General features: G+C 63.3%; 13 protein-coding genes and 2 pseudogenes. 7 read left to right on the top strand and 8 right to left on the bottom strand.

Annotated features, from left to right (window positions below):
* The first annotated feature begins 223 nt into the window (after positions 1 to 223).
* Positions 224 to 721 (top strand): cupin domain-containing protein, encoded by a 498-nt coding sequence (locus tag QMG80_RS18600; protein WP_158658596.1) that lies wholly within the window; start codon positions 224 to 226, stop codon positions 719 to 721.
* Here the strand turns inward: QMG80_RS18600 and QMG80_RS18595 are convergent.
* Both QMG80_RS18595 and QMG80_RS18590 read right to left on the bottom strand, forming a co-directional pair.
* A complete protein-coding gene (locus tag QMG80_RS18595) occupies positions 642 to 1,241 on the bottom strand; it encodes an ArsR/SmtB family transcription factor (protein ID WP_085770523.1) in 600 nt (199 codons plus the stop codon). The two genes, QMG80_RS18600 and QMG80_RS18595, sit on opposite strands and share 80 nt — an antisense overlap.
* A pseudogene (locus tag QMG80_RS18590) lies at positions 1,228 to 1,443 on the bottom strand (Rrf2 family transcriptional regulator); the annotation flags it as partial. The pseudogene QMG80_RS18590 and the gene QMG80_RS18595, both read right to left, overlap by 14 nt.
* A gap of 833 nt (positions 1,444 to 2,276) precedes the next feature.
* Between QMG80_RS18590 and QMG80_RS18585 the strand changes: the two are divergent.
* Positions 2,277 to 2,774, top strand: a complete 498-nt coding sequence (locus QMG80_RS18585; RefSeq protein ID WP_085770520.1) for a GlcG/HbpS family heme-binding protein — start codon at positions 2,277 to 2,279, stop codon at positions 2,772 to 2,774.
* 233 nt (positions 2,775 to 3,007) lie between these two features.
* Positions 3,008 to 3,358, top strand: coding sequence for a hypothetical protein (locus QMG80_RS18580; RefSeq protein ID WP_085770519.1), 351 nt, complete (start codon positions 3,008 to 3,010; stop codon positions 3,356 to 3,358).
* Between the two features lie 287 nt (positions 3,359 to 3,645).
* Here the strand turns inward: QMG80_RS18580 and QMG80_RS18575 are convergent, their stop codons facing one another.
* Positions 3,646 to 4,539: a LysR family transcriptional regulator gene (locus QMG80_RS18575; protein WP_245300055.1), complete on the bottom strand. Its 894-nt coding sequence runs from the start codon at positions 4,537 to 4,539 to the stop codon at positions 3,646 to 3,648.
* A 249-nt stretch (positions 4,540 to 4,788) separates the two neighbouring features.
* Here QMG80_RS18575 and QMG80_RS18570 point away from each other — a divergent pair, with 249 nt between their 5' ends.
* The 3 genes from QMG80_RS18570 to QMG80_RS18560 are packed head-to-tail and all read left to right on the top strand — an operon-like array spanning position 4,789 to position 10,800.
* Positions 4,789 to 8,010 carry an efflux RND transporter permease subunit gene (locus QMG80_RS18570; RefSeq protein ID WP_085773508.1) on the top strand — a complete coding sequence of 1,074 codons (3,222 nt, stop codon included), beginning with the start codon at positions 4,789 to 4,791 and terminating at the stop codon, positions 8,008 to 8,010.
* Positions 7,997 to 9,196 carry an efflux RND transporter periplasmic adaptor subunit gene (locus QMG80_RS18565; protein ID WP_085770517.1) on the top strand — a complete coding sequence of 400 codons (1,200 nt, stop codon included), beginning with the start codon at positions 7,997 to 7,999 and terminating at the stop codon, positions 9,194 to 9,196. The genes QMG80_RS18570 and QMG80_RS18565 overlap by 14 nt, the downstream gene beginning before the upstream one ends.
* Positions 9,193 to 10,800, top strand: coding sequence for an efflux transporter outer membrane subunit (locus QMG80_RS18560; protein WP_085770516.1), 1,608 nt, complete (start codon positions 9,193 to 9,195; stop codon positions 10,798 to 10,800). The genes QMG80_RS18565 and QMG80_RS18560 overlap by 4 nt, the downstream gene beginning before the upstream one ends.
* Before the next feature lie 109 nt (positions 10,801 to 10,909).
* Here QMG80_RS18560 and QMG80_RS18555 read toward each other — a convergent pair whose 3' ends face one another.
* Both QMG80_RS18555 and QMG80_RS18550 read right to left on the bottom strand, forming a co-directional pair.
* A complete protein-coding gene (locus QMG80_RS18555) occupies positions 10,910 to 11,317 on the bottom strand; it encodes a PIN domain-containing protein (protein ID WP_085770515.1) in 408 nt (135 codons plus the stop codon).
* A gap of 8 nt (positions 11,318 to 11,325) precedes the next feature.
* Positions 11,326 to 11,613 (bottom strand): antitoxin, encoded by a 288-nt coding sequence (locus QMG80_RS18550; RefSeq protein WP_085770514.1) that lies wholly within the window; start codon positions 11,611 to 11,613, stop codon positions 11,326 to 11,328.
* A gap of 279 nt (positions 11,614 to 11,892) precedes the next feature.
* On the opposite strand from QMG80_RS18550, the gene QMG80_RS18545 reads away from it, so the two are divergent.
* Positions 11,893 to 12,246, top strand: a complete 354-nt coding sequence (locus QMG80_RS18545; protein WP_085770513.1) for a DsrE family protein — start codon at positions 11,893 to 11,895, stop codon at positions 12,244 to 12,246.
* Between the two features lie 494 nt (positions 12,247 to 12,740).
* Here the strand turns inward: QMG80_RS18545 and QMG80_RS18540 are convergent, their stop codons facing one another.
* The 3 genes and pseudogenes from QMG80_RS18540 to QMG80_RS18530 all read right to left on the bottom strand — a co-directional run bounded on the left by QMG80_RS18540 (position 12,741) and on the right by QMG80_RS18530 (position 14,775).
* The gene (locus QMG80_RS18540) at positions 12,741 to 13,670 is read right to left on the bottom strand and encodes an MBL fold metallo-hydrolase (RefSeq protein ID WP_085770511.1); all 930 of its coding nucleotides are present in this window, start codon (positions 13,668 to 13,670) and stop codon (positions 12,741 to 12,743) included.
* Positions 13,671 to 13,963: 293 nt separating this feature from the next.
* Positions 13,964 to 14,611 (bottom strand): annotated as a pseudogene (locus QMG80_RS18535) (LysR substrate-binding domain-containing protein).
* A 41-nt stretch (positions 14,612 to 14,652) separates the two neighbouring features.
* A complete protein-coding gene (locus QMG80_RS18530; protein WP_280950007.1) occupies positions 14,653 to 14,775 on the bottom strand; it encodes a hypothetical protein in 123 nt (40 codons plus the stop codon).
* Positions 14,776 to 14,777 lie beyond the last annotated feature (2 nt).

The raw sequence follows: 14,777 nt of genomic DNA, 5'->3' as shown, positions 1-14,777 counted from the left end.
TATTAACGACACGTAGGCAATATGTCTATCGGGATTGTAGAGAATCCTGCGGCCAGACAAACTGCAGCCAAAGTCGGCTGGCGCGGGGCCGGACGCGGGCTTGAGGAGTGCTCCGCGCGCAGCGTCAGAGGATTGTTATATACTAAAAAAGTATGATAAAGGGGGGATGCATTTTTAGGAGCGCGCGGTCGGCGCACGAGATCGCGGGGAAAAGGAAGAGAGCATGAAGACCAAAGCAAGAGCATTGATCTTTTCGGGCGCAGCGGGTTTGTGCGCCCTCCATCTCGCCCTAACGGCGCATGCAGCCCAGGATGCTCAGGGGTTTATCCGGCTCGATCCCGAGGAGCTTCATTACAAGAGCCCGCTGGGAGTAGGACCGGAATCGACGGTTTTGTTCGGCGACCCGTCAAAGCCCGGGCTTTACGTCGTGCGCAACAAATTCCCGCCGGGCGCCCATTCGGCCCCGCATTATCATTCACAGGATCGCCATGCGACGGTCATCAAGGGCGTGTGGTGGACGGGCACCGGATCCGAGCTCGACTTCAAAACGGCGGTGCCGTTGAAAGCGGGAGCTTACATGCTTCATCCAGCGGGCGGCGTGCATTGGGACGGCGCCGGCGATGAGGAAGTGATCGTTCAGATTATTGGCGTCGGCCCGGTCGAGACGACCCAGGTCGGTCCGCCCGGCGCGCCGCAAGGGTACTGGCCGAAGCCGAAATGAGCCTGGTTGTCGCTTGGTCTTTCTCGTCCGAACTCTTGCGACCGCCTTTGTCGTTGATTTTCGGGGGCGCCGACTTCGGAGGGGCGTCGCCGCAAAACATCTCGTAAATCAGCTCTATGGCGCGCGCCACCTCGTCGCTGGCCAACCGATAATGGATTGTCTGAGACTGACGCCGCGTCTTGACCAGGCTGTCAAGGCGTAGGCGTGCAAGATGCTGCGACAGAGAAGATTGACTGAGGTTAAGTTTTTGCTGGAGAGGCGTGACGGCGCTGTCGCCCTTGTGCAATTCGCACAGGATCATCAGGCGGTGCGCGTTCGCCAACGCCTTCAGGAAGCGCTCCGCCTGCTTTGCTTGTGCCGTCAACGCCGCGAGGTTCAGCCCATGATGCGGGCTCTCTTTTCGAGATTCGGCCTGTCGTCGCCCGCTTCGCCCCTCTGACGCATCTGTCCCGGTGAGCAATGATCGAGAGCTTCTGACAGAGCGCGTTGCGCGTCCATCATCATTTTTAGAACGGCGCATCGCTCTTCACTCTTGCAGTCGTCGCAGCGCTTGTCGCGCGTTTCGCATGCGCAGGCGATGGGCGCTTGAGTCCGCCGAGCGCGCGGACGATCTCGCCCACCGTGATCGCTTCTGCCTCGCGAGCCAAACTGTAGCCGCCGTTCTTGTCCGTCCTCGGGCGCAGGAAGCGGAAGCTTCCGAGCTCGAAAAGGATTGAATTGAGGAAGCGCTCAGAATCCTTCGCTCCTCAGCGAGGTCGGCGACATGCGCATGGCGTCCCGGCGAAAACTGCGCGAGCTGCGCTATCGCGTTGAGGGCGTCTTTGCCCCTCTTCGTCGGCGCTGCGTACCCAGCCGTCAAGGAGGAGTTCGGAGGGAGCCTAGAGAGCCGCGGAGATGTAGTCAATACAACCTATAGAATAAATGCCGCAGAGAGCCGCATTGCTGTCCAAACTCGCGAAGCTATAGGCGCGCTCGGTCGTGCGGCTTCGGCAGAGGACGCGCAAGAACAGCGGGCAAAGCGATGGCTACCTCCAAACAACAACCCGACACCGAGCTTCCTCGCCCTAAATCATCGATCCGCGCTGCTGCTGCAACTGCGGATTCGGGGCTACCCGAGGTGGATTTCGAGACGCCGCTTTATGAGCGGGAAGCGAGTGCGGCCGAGAAGGCAAGGCGCGAAGCCGCAGTTGAGGCCTTTCGCAACGAAAAGGCCCACGAACGGCCTCCTCGACGCCAAGCCTGATCCTCGGCGCGTTTTCCAAAGCTTTCGTCAGCTCGAAGGCGCGCGTCTCGCGTGCAAGGCGTCGAGCGCCGGCGAGTGGGTGCGCAGAGTTTCATATCATATCTATTGAAATTTCCCTGGGGCGGCAGGACGCCAAAAAGGGCGTCAGCTTGATCGCCTGAAGTAAAAAGCACTTAAAAACAATGATAAGAAAGCGATAGCGCGTTCTTGAGGGGAGCGCGAATGCCGCCAATAAAAACATATTTCCTATTTATTAAATAGATATATACTCTCCGACGCCGGTCCCATTGCCGGCCAAAGAGGCTCGTCAGAATGCTTGGAAAATCCCTCACCATCGTTAGCGTCGCGCTCGGCGGCGTGATTGTCTTGGCGTCGTCGGCCACGGCCGAGCTGTCGACGCAAAAAGTCCTCTCGACCCCAACTGCGCTCGCCATCGCGCAGACCGCCTATGAAACTTGTACCGGTCAAGGCTACAAGGTTTCGGTCACGGTCGTTGGGCTCGAAGGACAGATCCTGGCCGCCTTGCGGGGAGACGGGGCCTCGCCCCACACGCTGGAGAACAGCCAGCGCAAGGCTTATACGGCGCGCACTTTTCGCATTCCGTCAGGGGAGTTCGCGCAACGGGTGAAGGACAATCCGACGTCGGGCCAGGTCAATCTTTCGGGCGTGATCGCTATCCAAGGCGGCCTTCCGATCAAGCTTGGCGACGCCGTGATCGGCGCCGTCGGCGTTTCGGGCGCGCCCGGCGGCGAGAAGGACGAGGCCTGCGCCAAAGCCGCCCTCGACAAGATTGCGGATCAGCTGAAGTGATTTGACCATGATCGGCAGGCTCGCGGAAGCAGGCATGGCGGACCGGGCGTAGGCGATACGCCCCTGCTTGCTCGCCGCAGCTGCCGCCGTGTCGGGTTCTTCAGTGCGTTTTCAGCAGATGTCAGCTGTGCTCCTAAATGCGCGTCGCCTTCCTAGTTAGGCCTTGTGGCTGCGGGAACGCGTCTTATGGCGCGGGCGTCACGCTCGGTCCCCGGCCGCAAGAGGAGGGCAGGATGATGTTGCGCAAGCTCACCCTGATTCTTGCAATCAGCGCAGTCTCTGCGGCGTTTGCGACTGAAGCTTCGGCGGCGGCGCATTGGCGCGTCGGCGCTGGCTGGGTCGGCCGCCACTTCGGCGATTACGGCGGGCCGGGCTGGGGGCTGCCCGCTGGCGGATTACGATACGGCTGGGGTCACTATGGCGTCGGCTATTACGGCTTTGGCGTCCCCTATTATGCAGATCGCGGCCACGACTATTACGGTTCCGCCTTCCCGAGCGATTTTATTCCTGGCTATCCGGACGATTGTGGCGGCGGCTGCCCAACCTATCATGCTCGCCTCACCGTTGCGGGCAGTCGCTGGTGAAGCGCATGAGCTGAGACGGTGGCTCGATGAAACTGACGATGAGGGCCGCCGCCGAGAGCATCGGCGTCGCACCATCGGACATGAGCCAGGCGCTGGCGGCGCATGAAGGGAGCCTTAGGGGCAAGCCGCCGACGCGCTAAAGATACGGCATCGAACTCAGCCCAGACTCCTTTGTCCTGGCGAAGGTCGGCTTCCATGAAAGCCCGACGGGAATCCAGAGCCACAAGAGCGTTGGTTCTGCTTTGGGGTCCGCCGGTTTCGAACGCAACGGCTTGATTGTGCGCCGTCTACTTTGCGCGCTTCGCCCGTTCGCCGCACGGAATGCCCAACTCTGCAAATACGCGCTCGATCCACTCGATCACAGCCTTGACTCGCGCGAGATGCTTCATATCCGATCGAACTAACAACCAAAGCTCTCGTGTGAGCACGGGTTCGGCTCCACTGACACGCGACAGCCCGCAGTCACGCTCTCCGACACAAAAAGGCATGAGTGAGCGCCCTAAGCCGGCGCGAATGGCGTTTAAAGCCAAATCGGAGTCGTTGACGATCAAGCCCGGACCCAAATCGGGCTCCTGTTTGACGGCCTCGGCTAGCCAGCGTGCGAGCGGGAAAGCGGAAAGGCTCTCTTCGTACGTGACCCAAGGCAGCTTATCTGCAGATGATCCGGCGGGCCCATAAACGCCGTAAGGCAGTTCGCATAGGCGCCGGGCGAGAAGGCGATAATCTTGCTCGGGCCGGGCAAAGCGTACAGCGATGTCCGTCTCCCTATTGCTGAGATCCAAATTTCTCGGGTCTGAGACGAGATGCAATTGCAGTTGGGGATGAGCCCCGAGAAACTCGGGGAGCGCCGGCATCAATATTCGGTTCATGATCAGCGCCACGGCGGTCAAACGAACCGTTCCCGCGGTCCTGTCGTCCACGCCGGTCGCGACGGTTTTGATGCCACAAACGCCGATCTCGATCTCCTCGGCGTGTCGGAGAACCGCGCGCCCGATTTCCGTCAGCAACAGCTGGCCATTGGCGCGCTCGAACAGGCGCGAGCGCAGGGCGCGCTCGACGCGGGCCACGCGCCGCGCGATCGTTGTCTCGTCGACGCGCAGCTGTCGCGCCGCCTTCGCGAGGCGGCCGGCCCGCGACAAGACGAGAACAAAGCGGAGGTCATCCCAGTTCAGATTCTGCATTTTTGCAGACTGCTCCTGCAAAATCACTTCTAGCAAGGCAAATTTGTCGGTGATAGCGTGCCCAAGGTCAAGGTGTGGCGTCGATGCTCTTCAAGACGGTTCGTGACCGCGACAGGCGGGCGGTTCCGGCGGACGGAAGCGGGGCGCCGATATTCTGAACGGGCGCCGGCAGGCCGCCGATAGATGGAACGCTATTCCGTCATCGGCCGGGAAGCGCCGCCAATCGGTTGTCCGACCAAGGACTTCAAGATGCTCCAGCTCGTCCTCATCGCCCTGCGGCGTCCCTACACTTTCGTCGTGGCGGCGATTCTCATCGTCATACTTGGCGCGCTGGCGATCGTGAGGACGCCCGTCGACATATTTCCGAGCGTCGGCATTCCGGTCATCTCCGTCATCTGGACCTATGTCGGCCTTTCGCCGGACGACATGTCCACGCGCATACTCTACCCTTACGAGCTCGCGCTGACGGCCCTCGTCAACGACATCGACCATGTCGAGTCGCAAAGCTACAACGGCATCGGCGTCAACAAGATTTACTTTCAGCCGAAGGTCAAAGTCGATCTCGCGCTGGCGCAGGTAGGCGCGGCTGGCCAGACCGTGCTGCGCCTTCTGCCGCCGGGCGTGCAGCCGCCGCAGGTCATCGTGTTCAACGCCTCGACCGTGCCGGTCATCCAGATCGCCTTCTCGAGCGCGACGCGCACCGAGACTGAGGTTGCCGACGCCGTCTACACGCTGATCCGGCCGCCGCTGACGACGGTGACGGGCGCGGCCGTGCCCTTTCCCTATGGCGGCAAATCGCGCCAGGTGCGCATTGATCTCAACCAGGAGAAGCTGTTGGGCCTCGGCCTCACGGCGCAGGACGTCGTGAGCGCGGTCGAACGGCAGAATCTCATCATCCCCGCCGGCACGCAGAAGATCGGCGACTACGAATATGCGGTGCTCATCAACGACGCGCCGGCCGACATTGCGGCGTTGAACGATTTTCCGATCAAGCGCGCCGACGGCGCGATCGTCTATCTGCGCGACGTGGCCTTTGTTCACAACGGCAGTGCGCCTCAAACCAATCTCGTCCGCGTCGACGGCGCGCCAGCCGTGTTGCTGCCTGTGCTGACCTCGGGCTCAGCCTCGTCGCTCGACGTCATCAACGGCGTTAAGGCGATGCTGCCACGGCTGAAGCTCGCGCTGCCGGACGGGATCGACATGACCGTGATCGGCGATCAGTCCGACTTCATCACGGATGCGGTCTTCAGCGTCGTGCGCGAGGCGACGATCGCCGCCGCGCTCACCGGCCTCATGATTCTTCTGTTTCTCGGCAGCTGGCGCTCGACGATCATCATCACGATCTCAATCCCGCTCTCCATCCTCGCGGCGCTCTTCGCGCTGTCGGCGCTCGGCGAGACGGTGAATGTGATGACTCTTGGCGGCCTTGCGCTTGCGGTGGGCCTGCTCGTCGACGACGCGACGGTCACGATCGAGAACGTCAACCGTCACTTGGAGGAGGGTGAATCAATCGACGACGCGATCATCAAGGCGGCGAAGGAGATCATCACGCCCGCCACCGTGTCGCTCTTTTGCATCTGCATCGTGTTCGCGCCGCTGCTGCTGCTCGGCGGCGTTGCGGGCTATCTGTTCCGACCGCTCGCCGAGGCGGTCGTCTTCGCGATGATCGCCTCCTATCTCCTGACCTACACGCTGGTCGAGACGATGGCGCGCTATTTCCTCAGCGCGCAGCAGCGCGAGCATCTGCGCGAGGCGAAATTCGGACCGGCGCGGCGCGGTCTTGTCCTCACGGCGCTGACGCGCGTCCAGACCGCGTTCGAGAAAGGCTTCGACAGGCTGCTCGACGCCTATGCGCGCCTGCTGCAGCTCGCGCTTGCGCGCCCCAAGGCCTTCGTCGCGATCTTCTTTGCAGGCGTTGCGCTCTCCTTCGCGCTGACGCCCTATCTCGGGCGCAATTTCTTCCCCGAGACCGAAAGCAGCTCGCTGCGCCTGCATGTCCGCCTTCCCACGGGAACGCGCCTCGAGCAGGCGGGGGTGCTCTGCGACAAGATCGAGGCCGAGATCCGCCAGGCTCTGCCGCAAGGCGCGCTGACGAGCATCGTCGACAACATCGGCCTGCCGATCTCGGGCATCAATCTGAGCTACAATAATTCCGGCACCATCGGCACGAATGATGCGGATCTGACCCTGAGCTTCGATCCCGAGAAGGTCGCCGACGCCGAGCCTCTCGCGGAGATCCTGCGCGATCGGCTGCCGCGCGCGTTTCCGGGGGTCGTCTTCTCCTTCCTGCCGGCCGACATCGTGACGCAGATCCTCAACTTCGGCCTGCCGGCCCCGCTCGACATCCAGATCTCGGGCAGCAAGCGCGACGAGAATCTCGCCTATATGCAGAAGACGCTGGAGCGGGTAGCGCGCGTTACGGGCATCGCCGACCCGCGCCTGCAGCAGCCGGGCGATCTGCCGACGCTTTATGTCGACGTCGACCGCACGCTCGCGCAGGAGGTCGGCCTCTCGGAGCGCGACGTCACGCTCTCCCTGCAGACCATGCTCGCGGGCTCGTTCCAGACCTCGCCCGCCTTTTGGCTCAACGTGAAGAGCGGCGTCTCCTATCCGATCGTCGCGATGGAGCCGCAATTCTGGAACACGAGCCTCGACGCGCTCGCGAGCAAGCCCGTGGCGGCTGGCGAGGCGCAGCAAATTCTGAACGGCGTCGCCTCGATCCGGCGCGGTTGGAGCTCCGGCGTCGTCACACATCTCAACACGCAGTCGTCGTTCGACGTCTTCGCCGGCGTGCGCGGCCGCGACCTCGGCGCGGTCGCCGACGAGGTCCAAAAAATATTGGACGACACGCGCAAGGAGGCGCCGGCGGCGTCAAATCTCGTGCTGCGCGGGCAGATCGCCACAATGCGCAGCGCCTACGCCGATCTCATGCTCGGCCTCGTGCTGGCGATCGTGTTCGTCTATCTCGTGATTGTCATCAACTTTCAGTCCTGGCTCGATCCCTTCCTCATTGTCTGCGGCCTGCCGACCGCGCTCGCGGGCATCGTCTGGATGCTGTTCCTGAGCGGGACCACGGTCTCCGTGCCGGCGCTGACGGGCGCGATCATGTGCATGGGCGTCGCGACGGCGAACAGCAACCTCGTCATCGCCTTCGCGCGCGAGCGGCTCGACCACGGCGACAATCCGCTTCATGCGGCGGCGGCGGCGGGCGTGACGCGTTTCCGGCCCGTGCTCATGACGGCGCTCGCGATGATCATCGGCATGGCGCCGATGGCGCTTTCCGCGGAGCAGAACGCGCCGCTCGGGCGGGCCGTGATCGGCGGACTGACCTTCGCGACCGCAGGGACGCTGCTGCTGCTGCCGGTCATGTTCAGTCTTGCGCATGGTTTCTTGGGAAGACGCAAAGCGGCGCGCGCGCGCCGCGATGAGCTGGAGCGCGCGGAATTGGAGCAAGCGAATGTCGCATCATGAATCGCCTCATCTGCGCGCGCCCGATCCGGCGGCTCAGGCGGAGCTTCTGCGCAAGCTGCGGCCGAAGGCTCTGATCGCCCTCGGCGTCATCCTCACGCTCGCCGCCTTCGGCGTGTTCCAGCGGCGCGCGCGCGACGCCGAACTCGCGCGCGTGACGCGGGAGGCCGCGATTCCAACCGTCGAGCTCTGCGCGCCTGCGCTGTCGACCGCGGCGCAGGAGCTCGTTTTGCCGGCCAATGTCGAGGCTTTCGTCGACGCGCCGATCTATGCGCGCGTCAACGGCTATCTGAAGAGCTGGAGCTACGATATCGGCGCTCGGGTCAAGGCCGGCGACATTCTTGGCGTCATCGAGGCGCCAGACCTCAACCAGCAGGCGGAGCAGGCCAAAGGGCTTCTCGCGCGCAGCAAGGCCGAGCAGAACCTCGCGCATGCGACGGCGAAGCGCTGGACCGCGCTGCGCAATGAAGCAGCCGTCTCGGCGCAGAGCGCGGACGAGAAGACCAGCAATTTGGAGGCTGCGACGGCCTCGCAGAACGCGGCCCAGGCCAATCTCGACCAGATCAACACGCTCAAGGCCTATCTTAATCTCGCGGCGCCGTTTGACGGCGTCGTCACGGCGCGCAATGTCGACGTCGGAGCGCTCATCGACGCGGGCGCTGGACGACGCGAGTTGTTTCGCGTCGCCGACATTCACAAGATGCGGATCTATGTTCGCGCGCCGCAGGCCTATGCGGCGAAGATCGCGGCGGGGCTGACCGCGCGGCTGACGCTGCCGCAATATCCGACGCGCGAGTTCGCCGCGAAGATCGTGACGACCGCCAACGCCATCGCCGCAAGCTCACGGACCCTGCTCGTGCAGTTTCAGGCCGACAACCCGGATGGCGCGCTGCTGCCGGGGGCCTTCGGTCAGATCCGGATCGCGCTTCCCCCCAAAGGCGCGCCCCTGCTGCTGCCGGCGAGCGCGCTTATCTTCGTGAACGCGTCGCCGCAGGTCGCGACCGTCGACGAGGCCGGCGTCGTGCGCATGAAGAACGTGACGATCGCGCGCGACCTCGGCGTTTCGCTCGAGATCTCGGCGGGGCTTTCCGCGACGGATCGGGTGATCCGAACGCCCTGGCAATCCGTGCATGACGGGACCGTCGTCAGGATCAAGGACCCCAAGACGAAGGAAGCGGACGCGAGATGAGAATTTTGCGGCGTCCTCTTTTCTTGGCTTCCGGCCTCTTGTTGAGCGGCTGCAACCTCGCGCCGACCTACGCCCCTCCCTCCGTAGAGGTTCCCGTGAGCTTCAAGGAGGCGAAGGGGGTTGGGGCCGCGGTCGTCAAGGGAGCGTCGCGCCCCACCGGCGGAACGACGACGGACGGCGGTCCGCAGTGGTTTTCCGCCGATCCCGCGGACCTGCGCCCGCGCGGACCCTGGTGGCTGCCGTTCAAGGATAGGCGGCTCGACGCGCTGGAGCGCGAGCTCGACGCCCGCAATCCTGACGTTGAAGGAGCGATGGCGGCGATGGACCGGTCGCGCGCCTTGGCCGCGAAGGCGGCCGCGAGCCTGTCGCCGACGCTCACGGCCAACAGCCAGCTGACCGAGAACAAAGAGTCGCTGCACCGGCCGCTGCGTCTCGCGAATATCTACCCGGGCGCCACTGATTTCGTGAGAGCGGCGCGTTCCCCGGGCCTGCCCCTGAATTCGCCGACCTTTTACGGCGACAATCAGCTCACGGCGCAGTCGAGCTATGAGATCGATCTTTGGGGGCGGGTCCGCAACCTCGCCGGCGCGGGAGCGACGGAGGCGCAGGCGTCGGAAGCCGATCTCGCGGCCGTCACCTTGAGCCTGCAGGCGGAGCTTGCGCGCGACTACATCAACTTGCAGGGCCTCGACAACGAGGTCGCGCTGCAGAAGCGCATCATCGCGGCCTATGCGCGCTCGCTCGCTCTCGTGGAGAAGCGCGTCGGCGGCGGCATCGCCTCGCCCGCCGACGAGACGCGGGCGCAGACCCAGCTCGACTTCGCGAAGACGCAGCTCTCGGACATCGAGGCGCGGCGCGCGTTGCTCGAGCATGCGATCGCCATTCTTGCGGGCCGGGCGCCCGAAGGCTTCTCCTTGCCGTCGTCGCAGACGCGCGTCGCTTCGCCGACCATTCCGCTCGGTGCGCCCTCAGAGCTTCTGGAGCGCCGTCCCGACATCGCGGCCGCCGAGCGGCGCGTCTACAGCGCCAATCTGTCGATCGGCGTGGCGCGCGCGGCGTTCTTCCCGCGCTTCACGATCAATCTCGCCGGCGGAACCCAGGACACGGGCCTGAGCCTCTTCAACGCCCGCAACAGCCTGTGGTCGGTTGGGCCGGCCGTGACCTTGCCGATCTTCGACGGCGGCGCGCACGCGGCCGACCTGCACGACGCCGAGGCCGCCTATCTTCAGTCGGTGGCGCGTTACCGCGGCGTCGTGCTGCACGCCTATGGCGAGATCGAGGACGCGCTTGCGCTGATCCGCTATTTCGACCGCCAGGAGAAGGATATCGCCGCCGCTGTCGTCGCGGGCGACAAGACGCTCGACGTTTCGCTCAAGCTCTATGAGGAAGGCGTCGTGACCTATGTCGAGGTCGTGACGGCGCAGTCGGACGCCTTCGCCGCCCAGCGTCAGGCGATCGCGCTGCGCACGGGACGGCTTCAGGCGGCGTTGTCGCTGATGACGGCGCTCGGCGGCGGCTGGACCGCACCTGTCTTTACCACGCCCGCGCCGGAGGAGCCCTGCGCACTCTGCGAGTTGGCGACGCAAGCGGCGCCGAAATCGTAGGATAAATTATGCAGGTCATCCGGCGCCCGGCGACCGGCGTGCACAGAGGAAACCTGATCGCCACGCGCCGCGCCCGCGTCCTCAGCCTTCGACGTGGGTTCCAGGAGCGTCATGCCGCCCAATCCGTCACCATCAGGCCGGGCACGCGCTCGAACTCGCGGCGGTTGAGCGTCACCAGCGCCGCGCCGCGCCGCCGCGCCTGCGCCGCGACGAGATAGTCGAAGGGGCCGATCGGCGTCCCTTGCCGTTCGAGGAACGCCCTTATGTCCGCGGCCTCGCGCGCATCCTCCGCGTCGAAGGCCGGCTGGCCTATCCCGGCGGACAAGAAGCCATCGAGCAGGGCGCGCGCTTGATCGGCTCGGTCGCTCTTGGCGATTCCGTAGTTGAGCTCGAACAGCACGATCGCGGGGACGATGAGCGCCGTTCCCGCCCTCAGCTCATTATCGAGCCTCGTGGCGATCCAGGGCCTCCGCTTGTTCAAGGCGAAGATGACGATGTTCGTGTCGAGACAAAACATCGTCCGCGTCAATCGAATGATATCGAATCGTCGGGCTCGAGGGGCGGATCATCGGGCAGACCGTCGGGCAAGAAATCCCGCGCGCCCAAGGCGTCGAGACTCCCGCGCCAGGCTTCCACGTCGAACGGCTCCTTTTTCAAAGGCTCCAAGATCACCTTGTCGCCTACCTTGCTGACGCGCACCTCTTTCCCCTCGAAGCGGAACTCCTTCGGCAGGCGCACAGCCTGGCTGCGGCCGTGCATGAACAGCTTGGCGGTCGCTTTCTCTTGGGCGGGCTTGCCGGCGCTGGCGGTCATCTTGTGTTTCGGCGGAACGGTGTCTATCATTGATAGATATCATGCCGCCAGCGCGTCGGTCAATTCGTTTAGCAGCGTAGGCAGGCGTGCGCCGAACACAGCTCGACTGAGCACGTTGATTTTGCCTCGCTGTGGGAGGAAGGCGGGCGCGTCTGGACTGCGCCGGACGCGACTCTATATTCTGCGCGCGACGTTAGTTTTCTCGCCGCGCAGGAAGCGCGCCCCGAGCAGGATCAATCAGACATCACATTCAGTCAGACATCGTATAAGGAGTGAGGCATGCATTTTGTGATCTCCGGCACATGGGGGCCTACGGACCCCACGCGGGCGATGTTGCCTTTTATCTTCGCAGCCTCCGCGATTCAGGAAAACGACACGGTCACATTGATGTTGTTCCACGACGCCGTGCTCATGGCCGTGGCGGGAGCCGCCGCCAAGCTCGTCCCGGTCGGGCCGCCGAACCGATACGAGGAAGTCGTCTCTCATCCAAACGTGACTCTGTGGGCTTGCCGGCCTTGCCTGGACGCTCGCGCAATTGTCTCCTCATCGCTGGATCAGCGCGTGAAGCTTGGCGGGATGAACGACTTCCATGCGGCGTCAAAGCGGTCCGACTCAAAGGTAATCGCCTTTTAGCCCCAATACACAACGCTTTTAGCTTGCGGCGAGGTTTTCTGCCGATCCGGTCGAGTGGTTTTGCTCGCGCCAATGCGCAAGACCTTCTGCTCCGGAAAAAACCGACGCTTTGCGCTGCATTGCCTTGCAAAGGCCCATCCGCCCCGTGGGCCTCATCCCGCTGGACGTCCAGAAGCGGCAAAACGGAGTAGGGCGCGTCGTCGCTTCAGCTTCCTTCGGCGTCTGGAATTAGACGAGGTTCTTGAACCGCAGATTGGCGGCGTGTTTGCCGCGAAGATTCTTGCTCGTCCCGCGCCGCGACGATCCCACTTCCTTCCTTGCGCGTTCGCTCGGCGAAGGCGAGGGAAGCTTCGGCCGCCGAGCCGTCAACCGCGAGACGCCGCCGCATGCGACCTCGAAAACGCATATGCCGGCATGCATTGCTCGTAAATAATCCCCATATGCGCCCGAGCGACGGGGTCACGCACTCGCATTCCGCTTCACGCAGGGCATCATCATAGCGTGTCCAAGGGATATTTCAGATAGCGGCGACCATTAGCTTCTGGCGGAGGTAGGCGTCCGCCTCGCATATTCACCTGCACGGAGGGAATGATCAAGGCGGGCGCCTTGAGGGTCTTGTCGCGCGCAGTCCGCATGGCCACGAACTCTTCTTCGCCGACTCCGTCATGCAGATGGACATTTTGTTTTCTCTCGTCAACGATCGATGTCTCCCAGGCGAAGGCGCGGCGATCGGGACCAAGGTAGTCGTGGCAAAGGAAGACTCGCGTCTCGTCCGGAAGTGAAAGGATTCGGCGAATCGAATGATAAAGCTGCCGTGCGTCGCCACCAGGGAAATCCGCGCGGGCTGTCCCATAGTCAGGCATGAACAATGTGTCGCCGATAAACGCCGCGTCTCCAATCACATAGGCGACATCGGCCGGAGTGTGACCTGGAACATGCAGGACGGTGGCTGGAAAACCCCCGACGGAAAAATTGTCGCCGTCCGCAAAGAGCGCGTCGAATTGGGAGCCATCGCGCGCGAACTCCGTTCCAAAGTTGAATATCTTGCCGAAGACGTTCTGCACCACGACGATCTCGCGGCCGATCGCGAGCCTTCCGCCAAGCTTTTCTTGCAGGTAGGGTGCCGCCGAGAGATGGTCGGCGTGGGCATGGGTCTCAAGCAGCCAATCGATCTTGAGGTTTTTTTCGAGCACAAACGCCATGATGCTGTCAGCCGAGCGCGTCGAGGTGCGCGCCGAGGCGGCATCGAAGTCCAGCACGCTGTCGATGATCGCGCCAACCCGGGTCTCCGCATCGTAAGCGACATGACTCGCCGTGAATGTCGCTTCGTCGAAGAAGGTCTGGACCTCCAAGCGCGAAGGATTCTCTCGGGCTTCCCTCACCTGAAGAGAAGCATGATTTAGATTTTGGTCGATCACGCTCATGCGCCCTCAACTCTGAGTCTTATATTAGGAGATGCTAATTAAATAAGTTTGACGCGGCTCGCTTGTCAAGCGCAATCGGAGTATGGCCTGCCGCTGTGTGCAACGCGGGGACGCCTCGGGGGTCACAGGCGGCGTCGGCCTGCGCGATCAATCTGGTCCAAGGACTCCGCTCCGCTCAGGCTGTTTCAGTGATCGTGATGCGAGCTCGGGAGTCGCGCGTGGACGCAGAGGGACGCGAGGGATCACGCGTCTGCTCCTCGCCGATTGGGTAGCGGCAAACAAAATTTATGAAGTCACAAGGGTTCACGAGCATCAATCCCCTTGATGCTCGCCAAAAAAGCTTCGCCGATCCGGCTGCTATATCGCTGTTTGTGCTGCAGCACGTGGAATTCGCGCTCCGGCAGGCGAAACGAAACGGGGCACAACAACTCTGCCTCGAGGCTCGGCGCCGCCACTGAGGCTGAGATCGCCGTCGCCTCGCCCCCCGCCTCGACGGCGGCGCGCACCGCTTCCTTCGAGGGCAGCTCCAAAACAACTTTAAGTTGCTGAGGCGCCAGGCCGAGACGCGTCAATTCGTTCTCGAATACCGACCTCGTTCCCGAGCCGGGCTCGCGCAAAATCCAATCGCCCGCCATGATGTCGGCTGGCCTCAGGCCTGTCCGGTTCGCCCAGACGTGGTCCGGACTCACCACGAGCACGAGCTGATCACGCGCTACCGCCCAGGTTTCGAGATCGTGGCTCTCGACTGCGCCTTAGACGAAACCCAAATCCGCGGCGCCCGTCTCGACCGCCTCGGCGACTCGCGCCGTATTTCCGGCCACGACGGAGATCGCGATTTTCCGGTGAGCCCGGTGGAACGCGACGAGATGGCGAGGCAGCCCATAGCTTGCGATCGTTTGACTCGCGTGGATTGTCAGCGTGCCTCGCTCAAGCGTAACCAAGCGAAACGGGGCGCCATCAGGCTGGCGACGGAAGCGGAGGGCTAAGTTTTCAGATCACCAGCGAGGACAGTGCGTCCGCGCCCCTGCGCGCCGAGACAGCGGCTGTCGTCATGGGTCGGCAGGAACCAGAGGACGTTGACCCTGTCGGGAATGGAAATAGCCATGG

Origin of the sequence: Methylocystis bryophila, assembly GCF_027925445.1 — a bacterium.
Lineage (GTDB): Bacteria > Pseudomonadota > Alphaproteobacteria > Rhizobiales > Beijerinckiaceae > Methylocystis > Methylocystis bryophila.
Note: the sequence above shows the minus strand (reverse complement) of the source record. Positions and strands in the feature narration are given on the sequence as shown.